General features: G+C 41.5%; 18 protein-coding genes. All 18 read left to right on the top strand.

What is annotated here, in order from left to right:
- Positions 1-28: 28 nt before the first annotated feature.
- The 18 genes from ACZ41C_RS14885 to ACZ41C_RS14800 all read left to right on the top strand — a co-directional run bounded on the left by ACZ41C_RS14885 (position 29) and on the right by ACZ41C_RS14800 (position 19,976).
- The gene (locus ACZ41C_RS14885) at positions 29-688 is read left to right on the top strand and encodes a peroxiredoxin-like family protein (protein ID WP_464562562.1); all 660 of its coding nucleotides are present in this window, start codon (positions 29-31) and stop codon (positions 686-688) included.
- Between the two features lie 4 nt (positions 689-692).
- Positions 693-1,067 carry a hypothetical protein gene (locus tag ACZ41C_RS14880; protein ID WP_464562560.1) on the top strand — a complete coding sequence of 125 codons (375 nt, stop codon included), beginning with the start codon at positions 693-695 and terminating at the stop codon, positions 1,065-1,067.
- 6 nt (positions 1,068-1,073) lie between these two features.
- Positions 1,074-1,904, top strand: a complete 831-nt coding sequence (locus ACZ41C_RS14875; RefSeq protein WP_464562558.1) for an oxidoreductase — start codon at positions 1,074-1,076, stop codon at positions 1,902-1,904.
- Between the two features lie 169 nt (positions 1,905-2,073).
- Positions 2,074-2,409: a gamma-glutamylcyclotransferase family protein gene (locus tag ACZ41C_RS14870; RefSeq protein ID WP_464562556.1), complete on the top strand. Its 336-nt coding sequence runs from the start codon at positions 2,074-2,076 to the stop codon at positions 2,407-2,409.
- 77 nt (positions 2,410-2,486) lie between these two features.
- Positions 2,487-2,720: a thioredoxin family protein gene (locus ACZ41C_RS14865; RefSeq protein ID WP_464562554.1), complete on the top strand. Its 234-nt coding sequence runs from the start codon at positions 2,487-2,489 to the stop codon at positions 2,718-2,720.
- A gap of 71 nt (positions 2,721-2,791) precedes the next feature.
- Positions 2,792-3,517 carry a hypothetical protein gene (locus ACZ41C_RS14860; RefSeq protein WP_464562552.1) on the top strand — a complete coding sequence of 242 codons (726 nt, stop codon included), beginning with the start codon at positions 2,792-2,794 and terminating at the stop codon, positions 3,515-3,517.
- Between the two features lies 1 nt (position 3,518).
- Entirely contained in the window at positions 3,519-3,782 is a 264-nt protein-coding gene (locus tag ACZ41C_RS14855; RefSeq protein WP_464562550.1) for a DUF2024 family protein, read from the top strand.
- A 49-nt stretch (positions 3,783-3,831) separates the two neighbouring features.
- Positions 3,832-4,443, top strand: a complete 612-nt coding sequence (locus tag ACZ41C_RS14850; protein ID WP_464562548.1) for a MarR family winged helix-turn-helix transcriptional regulator — start codon at positions 3,832-3,834, stop codon at positions 4,441-4,443.
- Positions 4,444-4,659: 216 nt separating this feature from the next.
- Positions 4,660-5,964 carry an IS1182 family transposase gene (locus tag ACZ41C_RS14845; RefSeq protein WP_464562546.1) on the top strand — a complete coding sequence of 435 codons (1,305 nt, stop codon included), beginning with the start codon at positions 4,660-4,662 and terminating at the stop codon, positions 5,962-5,964.
- Positions 5,965-6,274: 310 nt separating this feature from the next.
- Complete coding sequence (locus tag ACZ41C_RS14840; RefSeq protein ID WP_464562544.1) at positions 6,275-6,793, top strand: hypothetical protein; 519 nt, start codon at positions 6,275-6,277, stop codon at positions 6,791-6,793.
- Between the two features lie 171 nt (positions 6,794-6,964).
- On the top strand, positions 6,965-7,504 hold the full coding sequence (locus ACZ41C_RS14835) for a dihydrofolate reductase family protein (protein WP_464562542.1): 540 nt from the start codon (positions 6,965-6,967) through the stop codon (positions 7,502-7,504).
- 458 nt (positions 7,505-7,962) lie between these two features.
- Positions 7,963-8,859 carry a DnaJ C-terminal domain-containing protein gene (locus ACZ41C_RS14830; protein ID WP_464562540.1) on the top strand — a complete coding sequence of 299 codons (897 nt, stop codon included), beginning with the start codon at positions 7,963-7,965 and terminating at the stop codon, positions 8,857-8,859.
- A 7-nt stretch (positions 8,860-8,866) separates the two neighbouring features.
- Positions 8,867-9,160, top strand: a complete 294-nt coding sequence (locus tag ACZ41C_RS14825) for a chaperone modulator CbpM (RefSeq protein WP_138258465.1) — start codon at positions 8,867-8,869, stop codon at positions 9,158-9,160.
- 255 nt (positions 9,161-9,415) lie between these two features.
- Complete coding sequence (locus ACZ41C_RS14820; RefSeq protein WP_138258464.1) at positions 9,416-10,864, top strand: BLUF domain-containing protein; 1,449 nt, start codon at positions 9,416-9,418, stop codon at positions 10,862-10,864.
- Between the two features lie 153 nt (positions 10,865-11,017).
- Positions 11,018-13,852 (top strand): excinuclease ABC subunit UvrA, encoded by a 2,835-nt coding sequence (gene uvrA, locus ACZ41C_RS14815; protein ID WP_464562538.1) that lies wholly within the window; start codon positions 11,018-11,020, stop codon positions 13,850-13,852.
- Between the two features lie 9 nt (positions 13,853-13,861).
- Entirely contained in the window at positions 13,862-14,548 is a 687-nt protein-coding gene (locus tag ACZ41C_RS14810; RefSeq protein WP_138258462.1) for an LOG family protein, read from the top strand.
- Positions 14,549-14,555: 7 nt separating this feature from the next.
- Complete coding sequence (locus ACZ41C_RS14805; RefSeq protein ID WP_464562536.1) at positions 14,556-17,405, top strand: gluzincin family metallopeptidase; 2,850 nt, start codon at positions 14,556-14,558, stop codon at positions 17,403-17,405.
- 156 nt (positions 17,406-17,561) lie between these two features.
- Positions 17,562-19,976, top strand: coding sequence for an alpha-ketoacid dehydrogenase subunit alpha/beta (locus ACZ41C_RS14800; protein WP_464562534.1), 2,415 nt, complete (start codon positions 17,562-17,564; stop codon positions 19,974-19,976).
- Positions 19,977-20,102: the final 126 nt, after the last annotated feature.

Genomic DNA, 20,102 nt, shown 5'->3' with positions numbered 1-20,102 from the left:
ATTTTGACATAATTTAAAACAAAGTAAAATGAACACAACAAGTATTTCTTACCAAGAAAAACTAACCGAATTAAGGGCAAACCTAGAAAATATGTTGCCTCAAGAAGCATTATCTGTCTTTGATGATGATGCACAAAATCTACAAGATCAACAATCTTCCATTCCAAAACTTCAAGAAGGAGACAAAGCCCCAGATTTTGCTCTTTCAAACGCTATCAATGAGACTGTAAAACTATCGGATTTGCTAAAAAAAGGCAAAGTAGTATTGACCTTTTATAGAGGTAGCTGGTGTCCTTATTGCAATCTACAACTTTCGCTTTATCAGAAGTCTTTGGATGAAATCCACAGTTTGGGTGCAGAATTGGTAACTATTTCACCCCAAACACCAGACGAGTCTTTAAATATCAAGGAGAAAAACGAACTCAATTTTGAGGTATTGAGCGACAATGGAAACATCGTAGCAAGAAAATACACAACGGTATTTAAAAACGGAGAAGCACCCTTAAATACAATGTCTGCACTTGGGTTTGACTTTGATGCTCATTATGCAGACGATTCTAGGGAGTTGCCTGTTCCTGCCGTTTTCGTGATTGATAAAGATGCCACCATCTCTTTTGCAAAGTCGTTGGGTGGCGATTACAGAAACAGGGTAGAGATAGAAGAAATTATTGAAAATCTTAAAAAATAAGACAATGAAAAAAATTGATGAACTGATATTCAACAGCGTTTTGGCATTTGCAATGGTAGTTTTTGGACTAAACAAATTTTTTGGATTTATACCAGTCGAACCACCAGCAGACCCTACTGCACAGCAGTTTATGGGTGCAATGTTTTCCACTTACCTTTTTAAAGTAGTGGCACTGGCAGAAATAATAGGCGGTATTTTACTCGTTATTCAAAAGACTAAATTCATTGGTTGGCTTATACTGTTGCCCGTGATATTCAACATTGTGGCTTTTCATATTGCTCACGATTTCGTTGGTAATGGAATTTGGTTAGCACCGACTATACTTTTTGTAATTATCGGCTACTACGAAAGAGATAAGCTTAAATCACTTTTAAACTAAAAATAAATGGATAAGAAAATTTGGTTCATAACAGGAATTTCAAGCGGATTAGGTAAGGCTCTTGCCCAATCTGTAATGGAAAATGGCGATTTTGCCATAGGTACATTTCGTCAACAAACCCAAGTTGATGATTATAATAGAGCGAACGATGGCAATGGCTTTGCCATACTTTTAGATATAAGTGATGAAAAAAGCATCGAATCAAAAGTAGAAGAACTTATTGCTAAATTTGGTAAAATAGATGTTTTGGTAAACAACGCAGGAGTTGGTTTTGTAGGAGCTATTGAAGAAACCTCCTTAGAAGAAACCCGAAAGGTGTTTGAAGCTAATTTTTTTGGAACACTCAAATTGACACAAGCGGTTCTTCCTTTTATGCGAAAAGAGAAAAAAGGGCATATTGTCCAAATCTCTTCCCACGGTGGAATAAAGGCGTTTGGAGGTTTTGGCATTTACAATGCAAGCAAGTTTGCTTTGGAAGGATTCAGCGAAGCATTGGCACAAGAGGTGGAGCCTTTAGGAATTAAGGTAACCATTGTGGAACCAGGGCCATTCCGCACCAACTTTGCAGGCAAAGGACTTGGAGAAGCGGAAAAAGTGATTGACGATTATACCGAAACAGCAGGAGCATTTAGAAACAAGCTAAAATCTGTAAACGGAAAACAAGAAGGACATCCTGTAAAAGCCTCAAATGCAATCATTGACTTTGTTTATTCCAAAAGTCCTACCCTTAGACTACCACTTGGCAAAGTTCCGTTAATGACCATAGGAATGAAATTAGACAGTGTAAAATCGGACTTGGAAAAGAACCGAGAAGTAGCAGAACAAGCGGTGTACTAATAAAAAAAACGTGCCACAACATCGTGTATAAGCAATAGCGGTTTGAGTGCATACTTGAACCGTTTTTGCATTTAATTGAATATCTTGCTATCCGAAAGCAAAGTGGTTTTAATTCCGCTACTGCTCATACACACAACCGTTAGCCACAAGCTGAACAAACATCCTGCAAATGAAAGAACTCTTGTTTTCATATGGAACACTTCAACTCAAAAAGGTGCAACTCGAATCGTTCGGAAGAGAACTGAACGGAACAAAGGAAATATTAACAGGCTACAAATTGGAACAGCTTCAAATTACCGACAGAACTGTTCTTAAAAAAAGCGAGCAGGAGTTTCACCCAATTGCTATTCCAAGTAAAGACCCAAATGACCGAGTAAACGGAACACTTTTAGAAATTTCCACCGATGAATTAAGGCAAGCAGATTTGTATGAAGTAGCTGATTACAAAAGGGTAAAGGCTAAATTTCAATCGGGAAAACAAGGTTGGGTTTATATAAAATCTTAAATTTAATTTGTATAGTTAGGATTCCTTACTATATTTGCGAAGCAATAATGCAATAACAGTTTAAATTCATTCAGAAAATGAGCAAATCAATTTTTTATCACGCAGGTTGTCCAGTATGTGTAAGTGCAGAACAGGACATAGTAAACTTAATCGGAGCCGACAATGTAGAAGTTGTCCACATTGGCGAAAACAGGTCGAGAATTTCAGAAGCCGAAAACGCAGGTGTAAAATCTGTCCCAGCATTGGTAACACCAAATGGAAATACGTTACACATCAACTTTGGTGCATCAATGGACGATGTAAAGGGCTAAAATTTTTTTTAATCAAAATAGTTAGGATTCCTAATTATTTATTGGAATCCTAACTTTTAAAATCTTAAATTATGAAATCAATAGTATTATTACTTTCAGCTACAATTCTTTTAAGCACTACAAAGTCGTGTGCACAGGAAAGTGAATATAAAAACGATGACTTTGCCATAAAAGATGTTCGTGTAACCAATAAGTCGGACTTGGGGATAACGGTTTGGGAAATTGATGTTAACGGCACAGCAGGAAAAACTACACCAACAAAGGCAGGGCAATTGGATGGTGCACCTGTTTTGGGTTATGTGTTCCCAACAAGTTTAAAACCGACTGATGTAGGATTTGGTCAAACGGACGGTATTGTTGCTCTTGCCCTAACTTCACATCCCGATTTTGACGATACACCACTTTGGGATGAAAACAACGATAAAATTTTTGACAATGACGGACTTGTTTGGCATCCACATTGGGTAATCTTAACAAAAGACGAAAGGGTCGCAGGTGGGCTTTCGGTAAAACAATTTAAAAAAGCAGACAAAACCGTAGTATTGCCACCAACCAATCCAGGAATGCCAATATATATGGACTCGCCAGGATTTCCTGTAACCACAATTGGAAATACGATAAAAGTCATTGTTCCAAATTACAGAATGAACAATCAATCAGATTTTAACTATGATGGTGTTACAGCATTTATGAAAGTGAACACAAGCATTGAAAATATGCCAATGTTGGGCGTTTATGAAGTGTATGGCGTTGCAAGTGGCGATTTATCATTGCCTTACACCGTAAAAAAACAATAGAATGAAAGTTTCAGTTTGGGATACCTACGTTCAGCGAGAAGATGGAAAAGTGATGCATTTTGACATCCTCGTGCCAAATGAAGTTACTGATGAAGAAACCATTTTTGGTTTCGGAAAGCAATATCTAAAAACAAAACTTTTTGCCACAGAGCATCTAACGGCAAAAGAATGCAAGTTCTGCCACATAGAACAAGCTACCGAACAGATAATTTCATCTATTGAAAATGTTGGCTTTCACATCATTGAAATGGAAAATTGCGAATAATTTAATTAGGATTACTAACTTTGTCCCGTTCATCAAACGGGACTTTGTTATGGATAACAGCTTATTTAACCCAAAACAACAGGAAATAGATACTTCGAGCAAAATCGTTACAGGATTGGAACGGATTTCAGAAGTGTTTAAAGTGTTGTTGTGGGAAAAAGCCAAATTAGTAGGTTTAAGTCCAATCCAAATTCAGATACTAATTTTCATAGCATTCCACAAACAGGAATTGTGCAATGTGAGCCATTTGGCAAAAGAGTTTAATGTGACCAAGCCAACAATTAGCGATGCAGTAAGGGTTTTGGACAAAAAAGGAATGGTTTCAAAAGACTTTTCTTCTTCGGACAGTCGTAGCTATTCACTACAGTTGAGCGAATTGGGAAGAAAATTAGTAACAGAAACGAACGATTTCGCTAAACCTCTCAAAAAGCAGATAGACAAATTCAACGAAAACGAATTAGAAAGTCTCTTCGGCACTATTAGCGAACTGATTTACAAATTGAACCGTAGTGGAATTTTGACCGTGCAACGGACTTGCTTTGGTTGTATCTTCTATAAAAAAAATGACGGAACAGATTATTGCAACCTACTTCAAAAGGAATTAAAGGCGACTGAAATCCGATTGGATTGCCCAGAATATGAAGAAAAAGCCAGTGGCTAACAACGTGTATAAGCAATAGCGGTTTGAGTGCTAACTCGAACTGTTTTTCGTTAAATTAAAGTATATTGTTATCCGAAAAGTAGTTGTTTAAAATCCGCTACTGCTCATACTCAAGACCGTCAGACTGCGCAAAAACCTACCCTTTCTTGATAACTTTGTTCATTACCCTTACAGCCTAAAGGTCCATAACATCCTGATATCGATTATCTTAATGGTATGGATTTTATAACAGGTTTTGACAGGGACCAACTCGTAATGATGGATTTCGAGTCCGCCGTAGGTCCCGATTCATGGGCAAGGATAGTCGATATGTTCGTGGACATACTCCCGATGGGCGAACTCGGGTTCAGGGATGTACTGAACATCGAGGGCAGGCCGCCCTACCGCTCTTCCGACATGCTCAAGCTCTATCTCTACGGCTACAGGAACAAACTGCGCTCCTCCCGCCAATTGGAACAGGCCTGCAAGGTAAACCTCGAGGTCATATGGCTCCTGAAGGGCCTGCGCCCCTCGACAAGGAAGGTGGCCTATTTCAGGAAGGACAACCCGAAGGCCTTTAAACAGGCCTTCCGATATTTTGTGGGGCTTCTCAAGGACTGGGAACTCATCGAAGGCGAGACCATCGCCATCGACTCCTTCAAGATAAGGGCCCAGAACGCCCTGAAGAACAACTTCAACCAAAAGAAGCTGGACCGCCATATCGAGTACATAGACAACAAGATCCAGGAATACCAACAACAACTTGACGCCGGGGACGGGGATTCGGATACCGAAAAAATACAGGACAGGATAGCCTACCAGGAATCGAAGAAGGAAAGATACCGCAACATCGGGGAAGAGCTGCGGGCCAGCGGGGAACGACAGATCAGCCTCTCCGATCCCGATGCCAGGTCGGTGGTACTGCACCGAAACATCGTCAACGTTGGCTATAACGTACAGGCAGGGTGCGATGCAAAGCACAAGCTCTTCGTGAACAACGCTACGGGGAGCGTCAACGATACCCATGCACTCTCGCCCATGGCACTCGATGCAAAGCAACTTTTGGGCATGGAAAGCATGCGGACACTTACCGACAAGGGGTACACCACCGGCAAGCACCTGGACATCTGTACCAAGAACGGGATAACGACATACTCCTCGCCAAAGGAGCATTCCTCCCAGCACAACGGCCTTTATCCCATGGTCGATTTCAGGTACGACAGGGGTATGGACACCTATACCTGTCCGGACGGGCAAATATTGGCCACCAACGGGACCGTTTACGACAAGGCGGGCCACAAGGTCAAGCATTACAGGAACGGGCAGGCCTGCAAGGTCTGTCCCGTATGGCATCTATGTACCGTAAACAAGAACGGACGCTTCATAGAGCGCTCCATCTATCAGGAGGCCCTGGAGGAAAACCAAAAAAGGATGGAGGAAAACCCGGAATATTACAGGCTCAGGCAACAGATAACCGAACACCAGTTCGGGACCATCAAAAGACAATGGGGCTTCACCCATACATTGATGAAAGGAAAATAGAACGTGCTCTCCGAGGTAAACCTGATCATGATATGCTACAACCTTAGCAGACTTATGGCCATACTGGACCCAAAAGAGCTCAAGAACAGGCTGAAAAGGCTTGCACTTGAAATATCATCCATATTCGAGGTCATTTACGGTGTTTTCAACGACTTTCCTTTTCCTGGAAATTTAGTCCACACACAAAACAACCGGCCATAAAACCTTCGCCTAGCCTACTATAAATCAAAACAGATCAACTATTTTTATTCTAAATGGAGTTGATGCGCAGACTCCCGTTGGCACACATAAGAAAAAAAATTATCGCTGAATGAAATACTTTGAAGAAAGACTTAAGGGAGGGCATCCTAACTCATTAGGTAATACGGTAGAAGTTGTGGACGAAGTTTTGGCGGAAAATCAACTTTTCAACGAACTGTTTAACTGTTATTTCAGTAGTGATGAAATTGTTCGCCTTCGGACTTCCAACGCAATGAAACGGATTTGTAAAGCAAACAAGTCAATCTTACTTCCATATATCGATCGATTTTTAACTGATATCGCCATAATAGACCAAGCATCTACTCAATGGACTTTATCTCAATTGTTTGGAATGCTCGACAAGGATATGACCAAAAAACAAATTGAACAGGCGAAAAACATTATGAAGAATAATCTTTCTAATCACACCGATTGGATTGTGCTTAACCAAACAATGGATACACTAACAAAATGGGCGAAAAAAGATGAGAACTTGAAAGACTGGATAAAACCTCATTTGGAAAGATTGACAACGGACGAACGAAAGTCTGTTTCAGGTAGAGCGAAAAAAATGATTGAAAAACTATAAAATAAATACGTGTGCCAACATCGCATATAGCTTATGGCGGGTGAACGGCTTCTAGCAAGGTTTTCGCTCTGTAGCCAGCTTTGATTTCTGGGGACATGAAAGCACTTCGAAACCGCCACAAGCCATATGTAAACCGTTGGCATTCATGTTGACAAAAAACGCGAACGAAGAATGAGTAAAAAGAATAGCGTATTTATTGCGACAAGTTTAGACTGCTATATAGCTGACAAAAATGGTGGACTTGATTGGTTATATTCTATTCCAAATCCTGATAATAATGATATGGGATATTTGGAATTCACTAATGGAATTGATGCACTTGTTATGGGACGAACAACATTTGAAACTGTAATCGGATTTGATGTTCCTTGGCCATATACCAAACCTGTTTTTCTATTGAGCAACAAACTGAAAGAAATCCCTGATTCTCACAAAGACAAAGCTTTTTTAGTCAAAGGAACTTTAACGGAAATTTTAGAGCAAATTCATAAGAAAGGGTATCAAAGATTATACATTGATGGTGGAACAACAATCAGGAATTTTTTAAAAGCAGACTTGATTGATGAAATGATACTGACAACTATTCCAGTTTTATTAGGTGGTGGTGCTTCATTGTTTGGAGAATTGCCAAAAGAACTGAAATTTGAACTAATTGGAACAAAAACATTTCTAAATCAAGTATCACAGAGACACTATAAACGAAAAAAATAAAATACGAAATGCCAACAAAGAACTGAGTTAAAAAACAAGTTCTTTTAGTTCAATTTCGATACACAGTTCTCATCATAGGGCTGCCCGGATTTGGCAATCGTAAATGCCTGTTGCAACAAGTTGTTCAATATCGAAATCAAGGTAGGCTTGCGGACCAACTTGTGTCATCAAGTGTTGATATATTTCTGTCTCTATTTTTATAGGATTTTAGGCCGAAAAAATGAAAGGAACTTAATCTGTAGCTAAAATTCCTTCCATGATCATATCATCTTTTCTAGTTCTATGGAAATCATTAAACCGCATGTAACAGCCCATCGCCAAATTCCTACTATTTTTTGTGCATTCGAACAGCAATATAGGTGTTTGAATGCATCAAGTTCACAAAAATCATTGGGCGGACAATAGAAATCACATTGATTTATGTAACTTGAAAGAAGAATAGATTTGGATATACTACCATGAATTTTATAGACTATTACCAGGTTCTGGGGTTGGATAAGTCCGCGACCGAAAAAGATATAAAATCCGCCTATCGAAAACTGGCCAGAAAACATCATCCAGACTTAAACCCCAACAACACGGATGCAGAGGAGAAATTCAAAAAAATCAATGAGGCCCATGAAGTACTGAGCGACCCTGAAAAAAGAAAGAAATATGACCAATATGGGAAGGATTGGCAACACGCGGAAGAATTTGAAAAGGCCAAATCACAAAGACGTAGTCAACCTTCTGGTGGCGGTTACAGGGAATACACATACTCAGGCGGTCAAGAAAGTGATTTTTCAGATTTCTTTGAATCCATGTTTGGGGGTAGTGGCTTCAGTAGGCAACAAGGAAGGGCAAAGTACAGGGGGCAGGATTTCAATGCGGAGCTTCGATTAAATCTTTCCGAAGTTAAAGAAACGCATAAGCGCACGCTCACTGTAAATGGAAAAAACATAAGAATTAAAATCCCAGCTGGGATTGAAGACGGTCAGACCATCAAAATAAAAGGATATGGCGGGGAGGGAATCAATGGGGGACCTAAAGGTGACCTTTACCTTACCTTTTCCATTTTGAACGACACCCCTTTTAAAAGAGAGGGCGCCAACCTTTATAAGACCGTTGAAATCCCATTAACAACGGCTGTTCTTGGAGGGGAAATAGTGTTGGAAACCTTAACGGGAAAAGTGAAATTGAGCGTGAAGCCGGGAACACAGAACGGGGCCACCGTGAAGCTTAGAGGCAAGGGATTTCCTTTATATAAAAAAGATGGGTTTGGCGACCTATTTATCACATATAGCCCAAAGATTCCAGTAAAGCTTACTACAGAGCAAGAAAGGATTTTTAAGGAACTTGAACAAAAAGGTTTGTAAAAGCATCATGGAAAAAGCTACTTATATATTTATTGAGGAATTTTGCAACCATCACAATATTGAGGTTTCATTAGTGCATCGGCTCGTGGAGTTTGAAATCCTTACAATTGAGAAGAAGGAGGAAAAGGAAATGATTAAGATCAGTGAACTTCCAAAACTCGAAAAAATGGTGAGGTTACACCAAGAACTGGAAATTAACCCGGAAGGACTCCAAGCTATTCACCATCTCTTGATTCAAGTTACAAACTTGCAAGATGAAATTAAATTATTGCGCAGGAAATTGCATAGGTTCGAAAACTAAAACTGGTATAGACTTCATTCAAATTCTTTAAGTATATTAAAACAATACTAAAAAAAAATCTTTAACTCTATTGGGATTGGCACGGGCCAGCTACAGAAAACACCAAGGTAGGATTCGCAGGGTCTTTAATAATCTGTTTAGTATTAATAACGCTATAGCTTAACAGTATCCGTGCTTGAGAAATATTTAACGAGGTTTATAAGAAAAAATATAGTTAATTTTAAGTTTTGAGTCCCTTAGACTTTTACCACTGCCATGCTTCATATTAATTTTGAACATCCTTTTGACCAACTACGAAAATTGGCTCTTAGCCTTGGTGCCGATTTTAAGGAATATCAGGATTCTGCGATTTTAACGCTTGACAATTTGGTGGGCAAAGGAACCGTTACCACCTATAGTGTATTCGAGGGACTCAATGTAAGGGTGTACGATATAACTTTCAATGAGGAATTAAAGATTTCCAAGATGGAGCAGGACCCATCCATAATCTATTTTCTTTACTGTGTAAAGGGTCATTTTTTTCACAGGTTCGAGAACCAGGAAAACAACAATAAAATATACCCAAGACAGAATGTTATTTTTTCCAGTGCCGCAAAGTCCCCAAACATCGTAACCTTTCCCAGTAAAGTACATTTAAGGTTAAGCGCGATTTTTGTACGGGAAAAAATGGGAGAGTCAAATTCCAAACGAAAAACGCTCTTGGAGACAGCATTGGAGGATATAACCTCCTTCATCAGTAAGGAAAAACCCTTTAGTTATTATGGTGAGATAAGTCCCTTAACCTCAAAGTACGCATCTATCCTTATCGAAAATAAAAGAACCGATGCCGTAGGCAAACTGTTGGTAGAGGGTGCCGTTGTAAATACATTAGCGTCCCAAGTGGAGCACCATGACGTTACTAAGGAAGAGATTAAAATAAGTTTTCCGCTTTCTAACACAGAAATACTCAGGATATCTGAAGTTGCCGAACATATTGCCGAAAACATAGACCGATCCCTTAATATTGACCATCTATCAAAAACGTTTGGATTATCCCCAAAAAAACTTCAGGCAGGTTTTAGGCATCTCTTTGGGGAAAGCCTTGGAAATTTTATCACTCACTTACGCCTGGAAAAAGGAAAGGAGCTTATCCAACATACAGATTTGACCATTTCTGAAGTATGCTACAAAATAGGCTTTTCTAGCAGAAGCTATTTCTCCAAAACCTTTTCGGAGAGATTTGGACTCTTGCCCAGCAAATTTAAAAGTTCGCTTTCCTCAGATGATTTGATTTATGAACTTACCTATAAATCGACCATGTCAGACGGTGTTCAAATTTCCGATATTGAGGATATAATCGAGGTGGCTAACTCTGTCAATCAAGAAAACAACATCACAGGATGTCTTGTTTGCCAAGACAATGATTTCTTTCAATTTTTGGAAGGACCCAAATCCAATGTGCTCCAAGTCTTCGATAAAATAAAAAAGGACCCAAGACACTATGATTTGGAAGTGCTCACCCGCAAAATAAATTCACATCGTTTTTTTCCAAATTGGAGTATGGCCTTACTATCGGATAAGGACATATTGGATCAAACATTCAAGAACAAGGCCATTAACTTGAACTTGGATACTTCGGGTATACGGGGCAACGAAAATGTACACATTAGTAGTACCGTTTTCTGGAGAAGGGTTCTCAATTTGATAAAGGTTTCCCAAGCTTGATACCAACGCTTAAAACAGCAATACTATCTTATTAGCTATTTGTCGCCCTATGTGAAAGGGCCCTGAATTTTAGAGTTTTATTAGTAAAATATAAATGGCACCGGGTTCTTGTTTCGCTATCAAAATCGTAATTTTGCAACTTTGTCAATTGCTATGATTAACTACGAGGAGAATATTGAGGTAAAAGGGGCACGCGTTCATAACCTCAAAAATATCGATGTCACCATTCCCAGGGAAAAGCTTGTCGTTATTACCGGACTTTCGGGAAGCGGTAAATCCTCCTTGGCTTTTGATACAATCTATGCCGAAGGCCAGCGGAGGTACATTGAAACCTTCTCGGCCTATGCCCGCCAATTTTTAGGTGGCCTGGAACGGCCGGATGTTGATAAGATCGACGGACTTTCCCCGGTCATTGCCATTGAACAGAAAACTACCTCAAAATCACCAAGGTCCACCGTTGGCACCATTACGGAAGTATACGATTTCCTACGTTTGCTTTTTGCCCGTGCCGGTGATGCCCACAGTTACAATACGGGCGAAAAAATGGTCAGTTACAGTGACGCGCAAATAAAGGAACTGATCATTGAGGCGTATACCGATAAAAAAATCAATATCCTTGCCCCGGTAATCAAATCCCGAAAAGGACATTACAGGGAACTGTTCGAGCAAATTGCCAAACAGGGCTTTGTGAAGGTCCGCGTGGACGGAGAAATTCGCGATATTGTAAAGGGCATGAAGGTGGACCGATACAAGACCCACGATATTGAAATCGTAATCGATAGGTTGAAGGTTCAGGAAAGCGAAGAGCTGCACAAGCGCCTGGCAGAAACCATCAATACCGCCATGTACAGTGGCGATAACGTTTTAATGGTAATCGAGGAAGGTTCTGATGTTCCCAGATATTTCAGTAGGGATTTGATGTGCCCTTCCACGGGAATCTCCTATCCTACCCCAGAACCCAATACCTTTTCCTTCAACTCCCCAAAAGGAATGTGTCCCAACTGCAGTGGCCTGGGACATGTGTACGAAGTAAATGCGGACAAAATATTTCCCAACAAAAAACTTTCCATAAAGAACGGTGGTATAGCACCGCTTGGCGAGTATAAAAAATCCTGGGCGTTTAAACAGATAGAGACCATAGCCCAACGCTTTGGTTTTGAGTTAACGGACCCAATAAGCAAAATACCCCAAGAGGCCATTGATGTATTGCTCTACGGGGGGAACGAGAGTTTTGAGGTGGATTCCAAATCCTTGGGCGTAAAAAGAACCTATAAAATAGACTACGAAGGAATTTCAAATTTTATAAAGAATCAATTTGATCAGGCGGAATCGACTTCCATCAAACGATGGGCGAAGGAATACATGGATAAAATAAAATGTCCTACCTGTGAAGGCACTAGGCTGAAAAAGGAATCGCTCTACTTTAAGATAGACGATAAGAATATTGCGGAATTAGCCAATATGGACATTGCGGAATTGTCCAATTTCTTTGAGGGGCTGGAAAAAACCTTGGAAGGAAACCAATTGAAAATTGCCGAGGAAATCATCAAGGAAATCCGTACCAGGATCCGCTTTCTTCTGGATGTAGGGCTAGATTATCTTTCCCTCAACCGCAGTTCAAAGTCCTTGTCTGGCGGGGAGGCGCAACGAATTAGGTTGGCGACCCAAATAGGCTCCCAATTAGTGGGGGTACTCTATATCTTGGACGAACCCAGCATCGGGCTACATCAAAGGGACAATTCACGACTGATAAAATCACTGGAGTCCTTGCGGGACATTGGAAACTCGGTGATCGTTGTAGAACACGATCGGGATATGATCGAACGTGCGGACCATGTCATCGACATCGGTCCAAAAGCAGGCAAGCACGGTGGGGAAATTATTTCCGAAGGAAACCCCCAAGACCTCAAAAAACACCATACGCTTACGGCGGATTATATCACCGGGGTAAAGGAAATAAAGGTGCCCAAAAAACGAAGAAAGGGCAATGGTGAGAAAATCGTACTCTCCGGATGCACGGGTAACAACCTAAAAAATATTACGGTGGAATTCCCCCTTGGAAAAATGATCGGGGTAACGGGGGTGTCCGGAAGTGGTAAATCCACCTTGATCAATGAGACACTCTACCCCATTATGAACGCCCATTATTTCAACGGTGTAAAAAAACCAATGCCGTATAAAAAGATTACGGGGCTGGAGCATATTGATAAGGTCATCGACATCAATCAATCCCCTATTGGTAGAACACCACGGTCCAATCCTGCAACGTATACCGGCGTTTTCAGCGAAATTCGGTCTTTGTTCACAAAAACCCCAGAGGCCTCCATACGAGGCTACAAACCGGGCCGATTCAGCTTTAATGTGAAGGGCGGTAGATGTGAAACCTGCCAGGGAGGGGGACTACGTGTCATTGAAATGAATTTCCTACCGGATGTATATGTAGAATGTGAAACCTGCAACGGCAAGCGTTTTAACAGAGAGACCTTGGAAATTAGGTATAAGGGCAAATCCATTTCGGATGTTTTGGAAATGACCATCAATGAAGCGGTCGATTTTTTTGAACTTATTCCAAAAATCCATCGTAAGTTAAAAACAATACAGAATGTAGGTTTGGGTTATATTTCACTTGGACAGCAGTCCACTACCCTATCCGGCGGGGAAGCACAACGAATTAAATTGGCCACGGAACTTTCCAAACGGGATACGGGAAATACGTTCTATATCCTGGACGAGCCCACTACCGGACTTCACTTTGAGGACATACGCGTTCTGATGGAAGTATTGAACAAACTGGTGGATAAGGGCAATACCGTTTTGGTCATAGAACATAACTTGGATGTAATAAAAATGGTGGACCACGTTATTGATATAGGATATGAGGGAGGTCGCACCGGGGGGCAACTGATAGCGCATGGCACACCGGAAGAAATTTGTAAAGTCAAGGACAGTTATACGGCAGAGTTTTTGAGAAAAGAGTTAAAAAAATAAGGCAAGCAAATGAGAAACGAAAAGCACCACAAAGGGTGGAACGAAATCAAGACAAACGATTCTTGGGCCATATTTAAGATTATGGGCGAATTCGTTAACGGTTTCGAAAAAATGAGCAAAATAGGACCCTGTGTTTCGGTATTTGGTTCGGCAAGAACCAAAGAGGGCGACAAATACTACCAGCTAGCGGTAAATGTTTCCAAAAAAATAGCAGAGGCCGGTTATGGCGTAATCACTGGTGGCGGTCCGGGTATTATGGAGGCTGGAAACAGGGGCGCCCATTTGGCTGGAGGTACTTCGGTAGGGTTGAACATCGACCTTCCTTTTGAACAACATGACAATCCGTATATCGATGAGGACAAAAGCCTGGACTTCGACTATTTCTTTGTTAGAAAGGTGATGTTCGTAAAATATTCCCAGGGTTTTGTGGTGATGCCGGGAGGCTTCGGGACCTTGGATGAACTGTTCGAAGCAATCACCCTGATCCAGACCCATAAAATTGGAAAATTCCCAATCATCCTTGTGGGAAGTGAATTTTGGACCGGTCTATTCGATTGGATAAAAAACACGATGCTTTCTTTTGGGAATATCAGTCCGGAAGATCTAGATCTTATAAAAATTGTCGATACCGAAGACGAGGTGGTGGAAATCATCGATGCCTTTTATAAAGGCCATACCCTAAGTCCCAATTTTTAGATTGCCCTTGAAAGGATTCCTCCAGATAAAAATAGCACTGAGCATTTTACTATATTCTATAGTAAACGGAGGTGCCTTTGCCCAATACGAAACGAACCTCACGGTAAAGTTAAATGATTTCACCAAGGAACTGGACATAAAACAGGAGTTCACCTATTACAATGATTCCAACTATAACCTGGGAATCATTTATTTCAATGACTGGGCGCATGCCTACTCCAATAAAAATACCGGACTTGCAAAGCGTTTTGCGCAAGAATTCAAAAGAAGCCTGCACCTCGCAAAAAAAAGTGAACGGGGCTATACCACCATCATCAGTGCGGTGGACGGTGAATATGAAGGGCTGGAATGGGAACGGACCCAGGAGGATGACATCATAAAATTCAGGCTTAACAAACCTTTGTTACCAAAGGAATCCGTACAACTGATAATCACCTACAAGGTGAAACTTCCGCCAAATAAATACACTGACTACGGGTACGATAATAGGGGCAATTATTACCTAAAGGATTGGTACCTTACCCCGGCCGTATATGATGGGAAATGGCATTTGTATTCGAACAAAAATCTGGAAGACCTTTATACGAATAGCACCAAAACGACCATTGATTTCACGTATCCCAAGGCTCTTTTCCTAAATTCCAACTTCAAGGAAAACAAACGTACGGAAATGACCAATAGTCGGCGCGTGGAGCTTGTTGCCGACAATCAAAAAAGTGCCGAGATCTTTCTGAACGTACAAAATCTTTTTTCGACCCATATTACCCCTGAAATGAAGGTGGTCACCAGCATTTCGGCACCCAGATATGACCCTATTGAACAGGGCATTTCCATCAATAGGATTACGGATTTCATTGAACGGAATTTGGGCAAATACCCCCATGATAAACTGTTGGTTAGCGAAACGGATTATAACAAAGATCCGTTGTACGGAATCAACCAATTACCATCCTTTATCAGACCGTACGAGCAGCAGTTCCAATTTGAAATGAAGTTCCTTAAAACGGCCTTGAACAGTATCTTGAGGGAAACCTTGTTCTTGGACCCAAGAAAGGAACAATGGCTCAACAGCGCCATCGCCAACTACCTCATGATTGCATATGTTGACGAGTTTTATCCCGATCAAAAATTACTGGGCAACCTTTCTCGAATCTGGGGCATTCGTAGTTTCAATTTGGCGAAAATGGATTTTAACGAACAATATCCCTTCCTATACAATCTAACGGCACGGAAAAACTTGGACCAAGCGCTGACCACGCCCAACGATTCCCTGATTAAATTCAACCAAAAAATTGCAAACAAGTATAAGGCGGGTCTGGGATTGGCCTATCTGGCGGATTATATTGGAAAGGAAAAAGTTGACGAGAGCATCAAAACATTTTTCAAATATTATCAACTCAATAAAGTAAAGGTACTGGATTTTGAATCTATCCTTAAACGTTCCACGGAGAAGGATATCAATTGGTTCTTTAGCGAGTATGTCTCTACGGACCGTAAGATAGATTTTAAGATAAAAAAGGTCGACAAAACCGAGGATTCCCTAAGAGTTACCATAAAAAATAAGGAGGGAACCAATGTCCCCATTAGCATGTTCGGGCTTAAAAACGACACCTTGGTCTCCAAATATTGGTTCAAGGATATAAAGACCTTGGAAACCTTTACCGTTCCCAACAATCAGGAAGATCGTTTGGTTCTCAATTACGATCAAACAATACCGGAATTCAACCAACGAGATAACTGGAAATCCCTTAAAGGATTTTTATCCAGTAACAAAAAACTAAAGTTTACATTTTTCAAGGATTCTGAAAACCCTTATTACAATCAAGTTTTTTATGTCCCTGTCCTAAATTTCAACATCTATGACGGGTGGGTGCCGGGTATGCGGCTATACAATAAAACTCTCTTGGAGCGTCCTTTTATATATGACTTTGCCCCCTCCTATTCCTTTCGGGAGAATGCCTTCGTGGGATACGGAAAATTCAGCTATAGAAAATACTTGAGCAAAAGCGGACTCTATGTTGCCAACTATTCCTTGGGAGGATCCACTTCGCATTTCAACGTCAATTCCAGATACACGTCCATTACTCCCGCATTGAGTTTTGGTTGGCGACCGGATGACCTCATTTCGAACAAGCGTCAGGTATTGTCGTTCCGCTTTGTAAATATCTTCCGGGATTTTGACGAAAGCCTAAGCGATTTGGCGAACGACCCTGAAAATCCGGATTACAGTGTTTTCAACATGCGATACCTAAATAGGGACAACGATATTCTGGATTATAAATCGTGGTTCTTGGATTTTCAGTTGGCCGGCAAATTCAGCAAACTTTCCTTTGAATATGAATACCGAAAACTGTTCGAAAACAACAGGCAATTTAATGTTCGATTTTTTGCAGGGAAGTTTTTGAGCAACAATACAGATTCCGATTTTTTCAGCTTTGCCCTAGATCGTCCCACGGACTATTTGTTCGATTATAGTTATCTGGGGCGTTCCGAAGATACGGGCATCTACAGCCAACAAATCATCATTGCGGAAGGTGGTTTCAAATCTTTCCTGGACGAGCGCTACCGATTTTCAGATAATTGGATGGCAACCGTCAATACCAGTTTTAACCTTTGGCGATGGATAGAACTGTATGGCGACGCGGGATTGGTAAAAAACAATGGGTTCAAGGAGAAATTCGTATACGATTCCGGTGTGCGACTCAATTTGGTAACCGACTATTTTGAACTTTATTTTCCTTTCTATTCCAACAATGGGTGGGAAATTTCACAACCCAATTACGGTGAAAAGATACGTTTCATCATTACCGTAAGCCCAAAAACACTGACAGGACTGTTTACCCGCCAATGGTTTTGATCCAAAAATCCTCAATGAACTTGTCTCTATACCCAGTTCCAATGAGAATTTCACAAAATATTTAATTTGAAATAACATTTTCGCAACGGATAAAGTTTAAACCGGATTGCTAAAACGATTTCAATTCGGTATTTTTGTGAAAATTCGAAAAAATACATGAAGGTTTCTTCCAAGACGAGCAGTGATATATCATTTGAAGATTTCAAGGAACAGATTATTAATGACTATAAGATTGCTTTTTTGAGTAGGACCTGCAGCCTGCTGGGAAGAAAAGAGGTACTTACTGGCAAGGCGAAATTCGGAATCTTTGGGGATGGAAAGGAACTTCCCCAATTGGCCATGGCCAAATCCTTTCAGAACGGTGATTTTAGAAGCGGATATTACAGGGACCAGACCTTTATGATGGCCATAGGCCACTTAAAACCCAAGGATTTTTTCCACGGACTCTACGCCACTACCGATATTGAAAAAGAGCCCATGAGCGCCGGCCGACAAATGGGTGGGCACTTCGTGACCTACAGCCTAAACGAGGACGGTAGCTGGAAAGACCTCACAAAACAGAAAAACAGCAGTTCCGATATTTCCTGCACCGCCGGCCAAATGCCCCGTCTGCTGGGCTTGGCACAGGCGTCCAAAGTATACAGGCAACTGGAAGGCCTGGACAGTGCAAAATTCTCGGACAATGGCAACGAGGTTGCCTGGGGAACCATAGGCAATGCGAGTACCAGTGAAGGCATGTTTTGGGAGACCATCAACGCCGCAGGGGTTTTGCAGGTGCCCATGGTCTTGAGTATTTGGGACGATGAATATGGGATTTCGGTTCCGCAAAAATACCACACCACCAAAGAGGACATTTCAAAGGTGCTAGCCGGTTTTCAAAGGGACGACGTCCACAAGGGCGTTGAGATCTTAAAAGTCAAAGGTTGGGACTACACGGCCTTGATGCATACCTATGAAAATGCCGCCGATATTGCCCGGCAGGAACATGTACCGGTAATCATCCATGTGACTGAACTTACCCAGCCCCAAGGGCATTCCACATCAGGGTCCCACGAAAGGTACAAGGACGACGAGCGTCTGGCCTGGGAACGGGAGAACGATTGTAACAAACGGTTCAGGGAATGGATATTGGAATCGGGCATCGCCGAGGAAGAGGAACTTTCCAATTTGGAAAAACAGATAAAAAGAACTGTCAGGGAGGCGAAAAAGGAGGCGTGGACCGAGTATTTGCAAGAACATTTGGCCTTGAAAAAAACCTTGGTGCAACTAATCAATGACGCGGTCAGCACAAGCTCCAACAAGCATTTTTTGACAAAAATCAAGAATGATCTGATTGCGGTGGACGAGCCGGTCAAAAAAGATCTGGCCGTGGCCGCCCGAAAATCCCTGAGATATCTACTCGGTGAAAATACCAAGGAAAGACAAAAATTGGCCCATTGGCTGAATAATTTCATTGCGGAATCCCAACCCAAATTCAGTTCACATCTCTACAGTGAAAATGAAAATAGGGCCACTAAAATAAAGGGCATCCCTCCCACCTACAATTCCTCCAAGGAGGAAAAAGTGGACGGCCGTGTCCTGCTGCGGGATAATTTTGACAGACTCTTTGAAAAATATCCAAATGCCTTGGTCTTTGGTGAGGATACTGGGGCCATTGGCGACGTGAACCAAGGACTGGAAGGCTTACAGGCCAAATATGGGGAAGTTCGGATTGCGGATACCGGAATCAGGGAAACTACCATCATTGGTCAGGGAATTGGCATGGCGTTGCGAGGCCTGCGCCCCATCGCGGAAATTCAATATTTGGACTATATCTTCTATGCGCTTGCTACCTTAACGGACGACCTGGCAAGTCTTCTTTATCGAACCTACGGGAAACAAAAAGCACCGCTTATCATTAGAACCCGCGGGCATCGTTTGGAAGGTATATGGCATTCGGGGTCTGAAATGGGCGGTTTGATCCATGTGCTACGTGGTATTTATATTTTGGCTCCCAGAAATATGACCCAAGCGGCAGGTTTTTACAATACGCTGATGAAGAGCGACGAACCCGCCCTGATCATTGAAAGTCTGAACGGCTACCGACTCAAAGAGCCTAAACCGACAAACTTAGGGGAATTTTGTACGCCCATTGGCGTCATAGAAAAAGTAAAGGAAGGTACGGACATCACCTTGGTCTCCTACGGTTCCACCTTGCGTATCGTGGAACAGGCTGCCAAGGAACTGTTGGAAGTGGGAATCGATGCCGAAGTAATCGATGCACAAACCTTGTTGCCCTTTGATATCCATGGGGATACGGTAAAAAGTGTCCAGAAAACGAACCGACTCTTGGTAATCGATGAGGATGTTCCCGGTGGTTGCTCGGCTTACCTATTGACCGAAATCCTTGAAAAACAGGGAGCTTACAAATATTTGGACAGTGCGCCACAGACCCTTTCTGCACAGGCCCACAGACCTGCATACGGAAGCGATGGCGATTATTTTAGCAAGCCGAACGTTGAGGATGTTTTTGAAAAAGTGTATGCCATCATGAACGAAGCCAACCCTCAGGATTATCCCCCGCTCCGTTGATAGTAGCATTCTAAAACTCTTTGATTTTTTGGTTGGTATTGCATGGTCAAACAGATGTTCGATTGATATTGGAAACATCTGAAAATCGGGGTATTCTTTAGTATCTTTCCTACCTATATAAAACGA

The sequence above is a fragment of the Maribacter sp. C-4077 genome (assembly GCF_055378385.1).
This window is presented reverse-complemented; position numbering and strand designations above follow the sequence as displayed.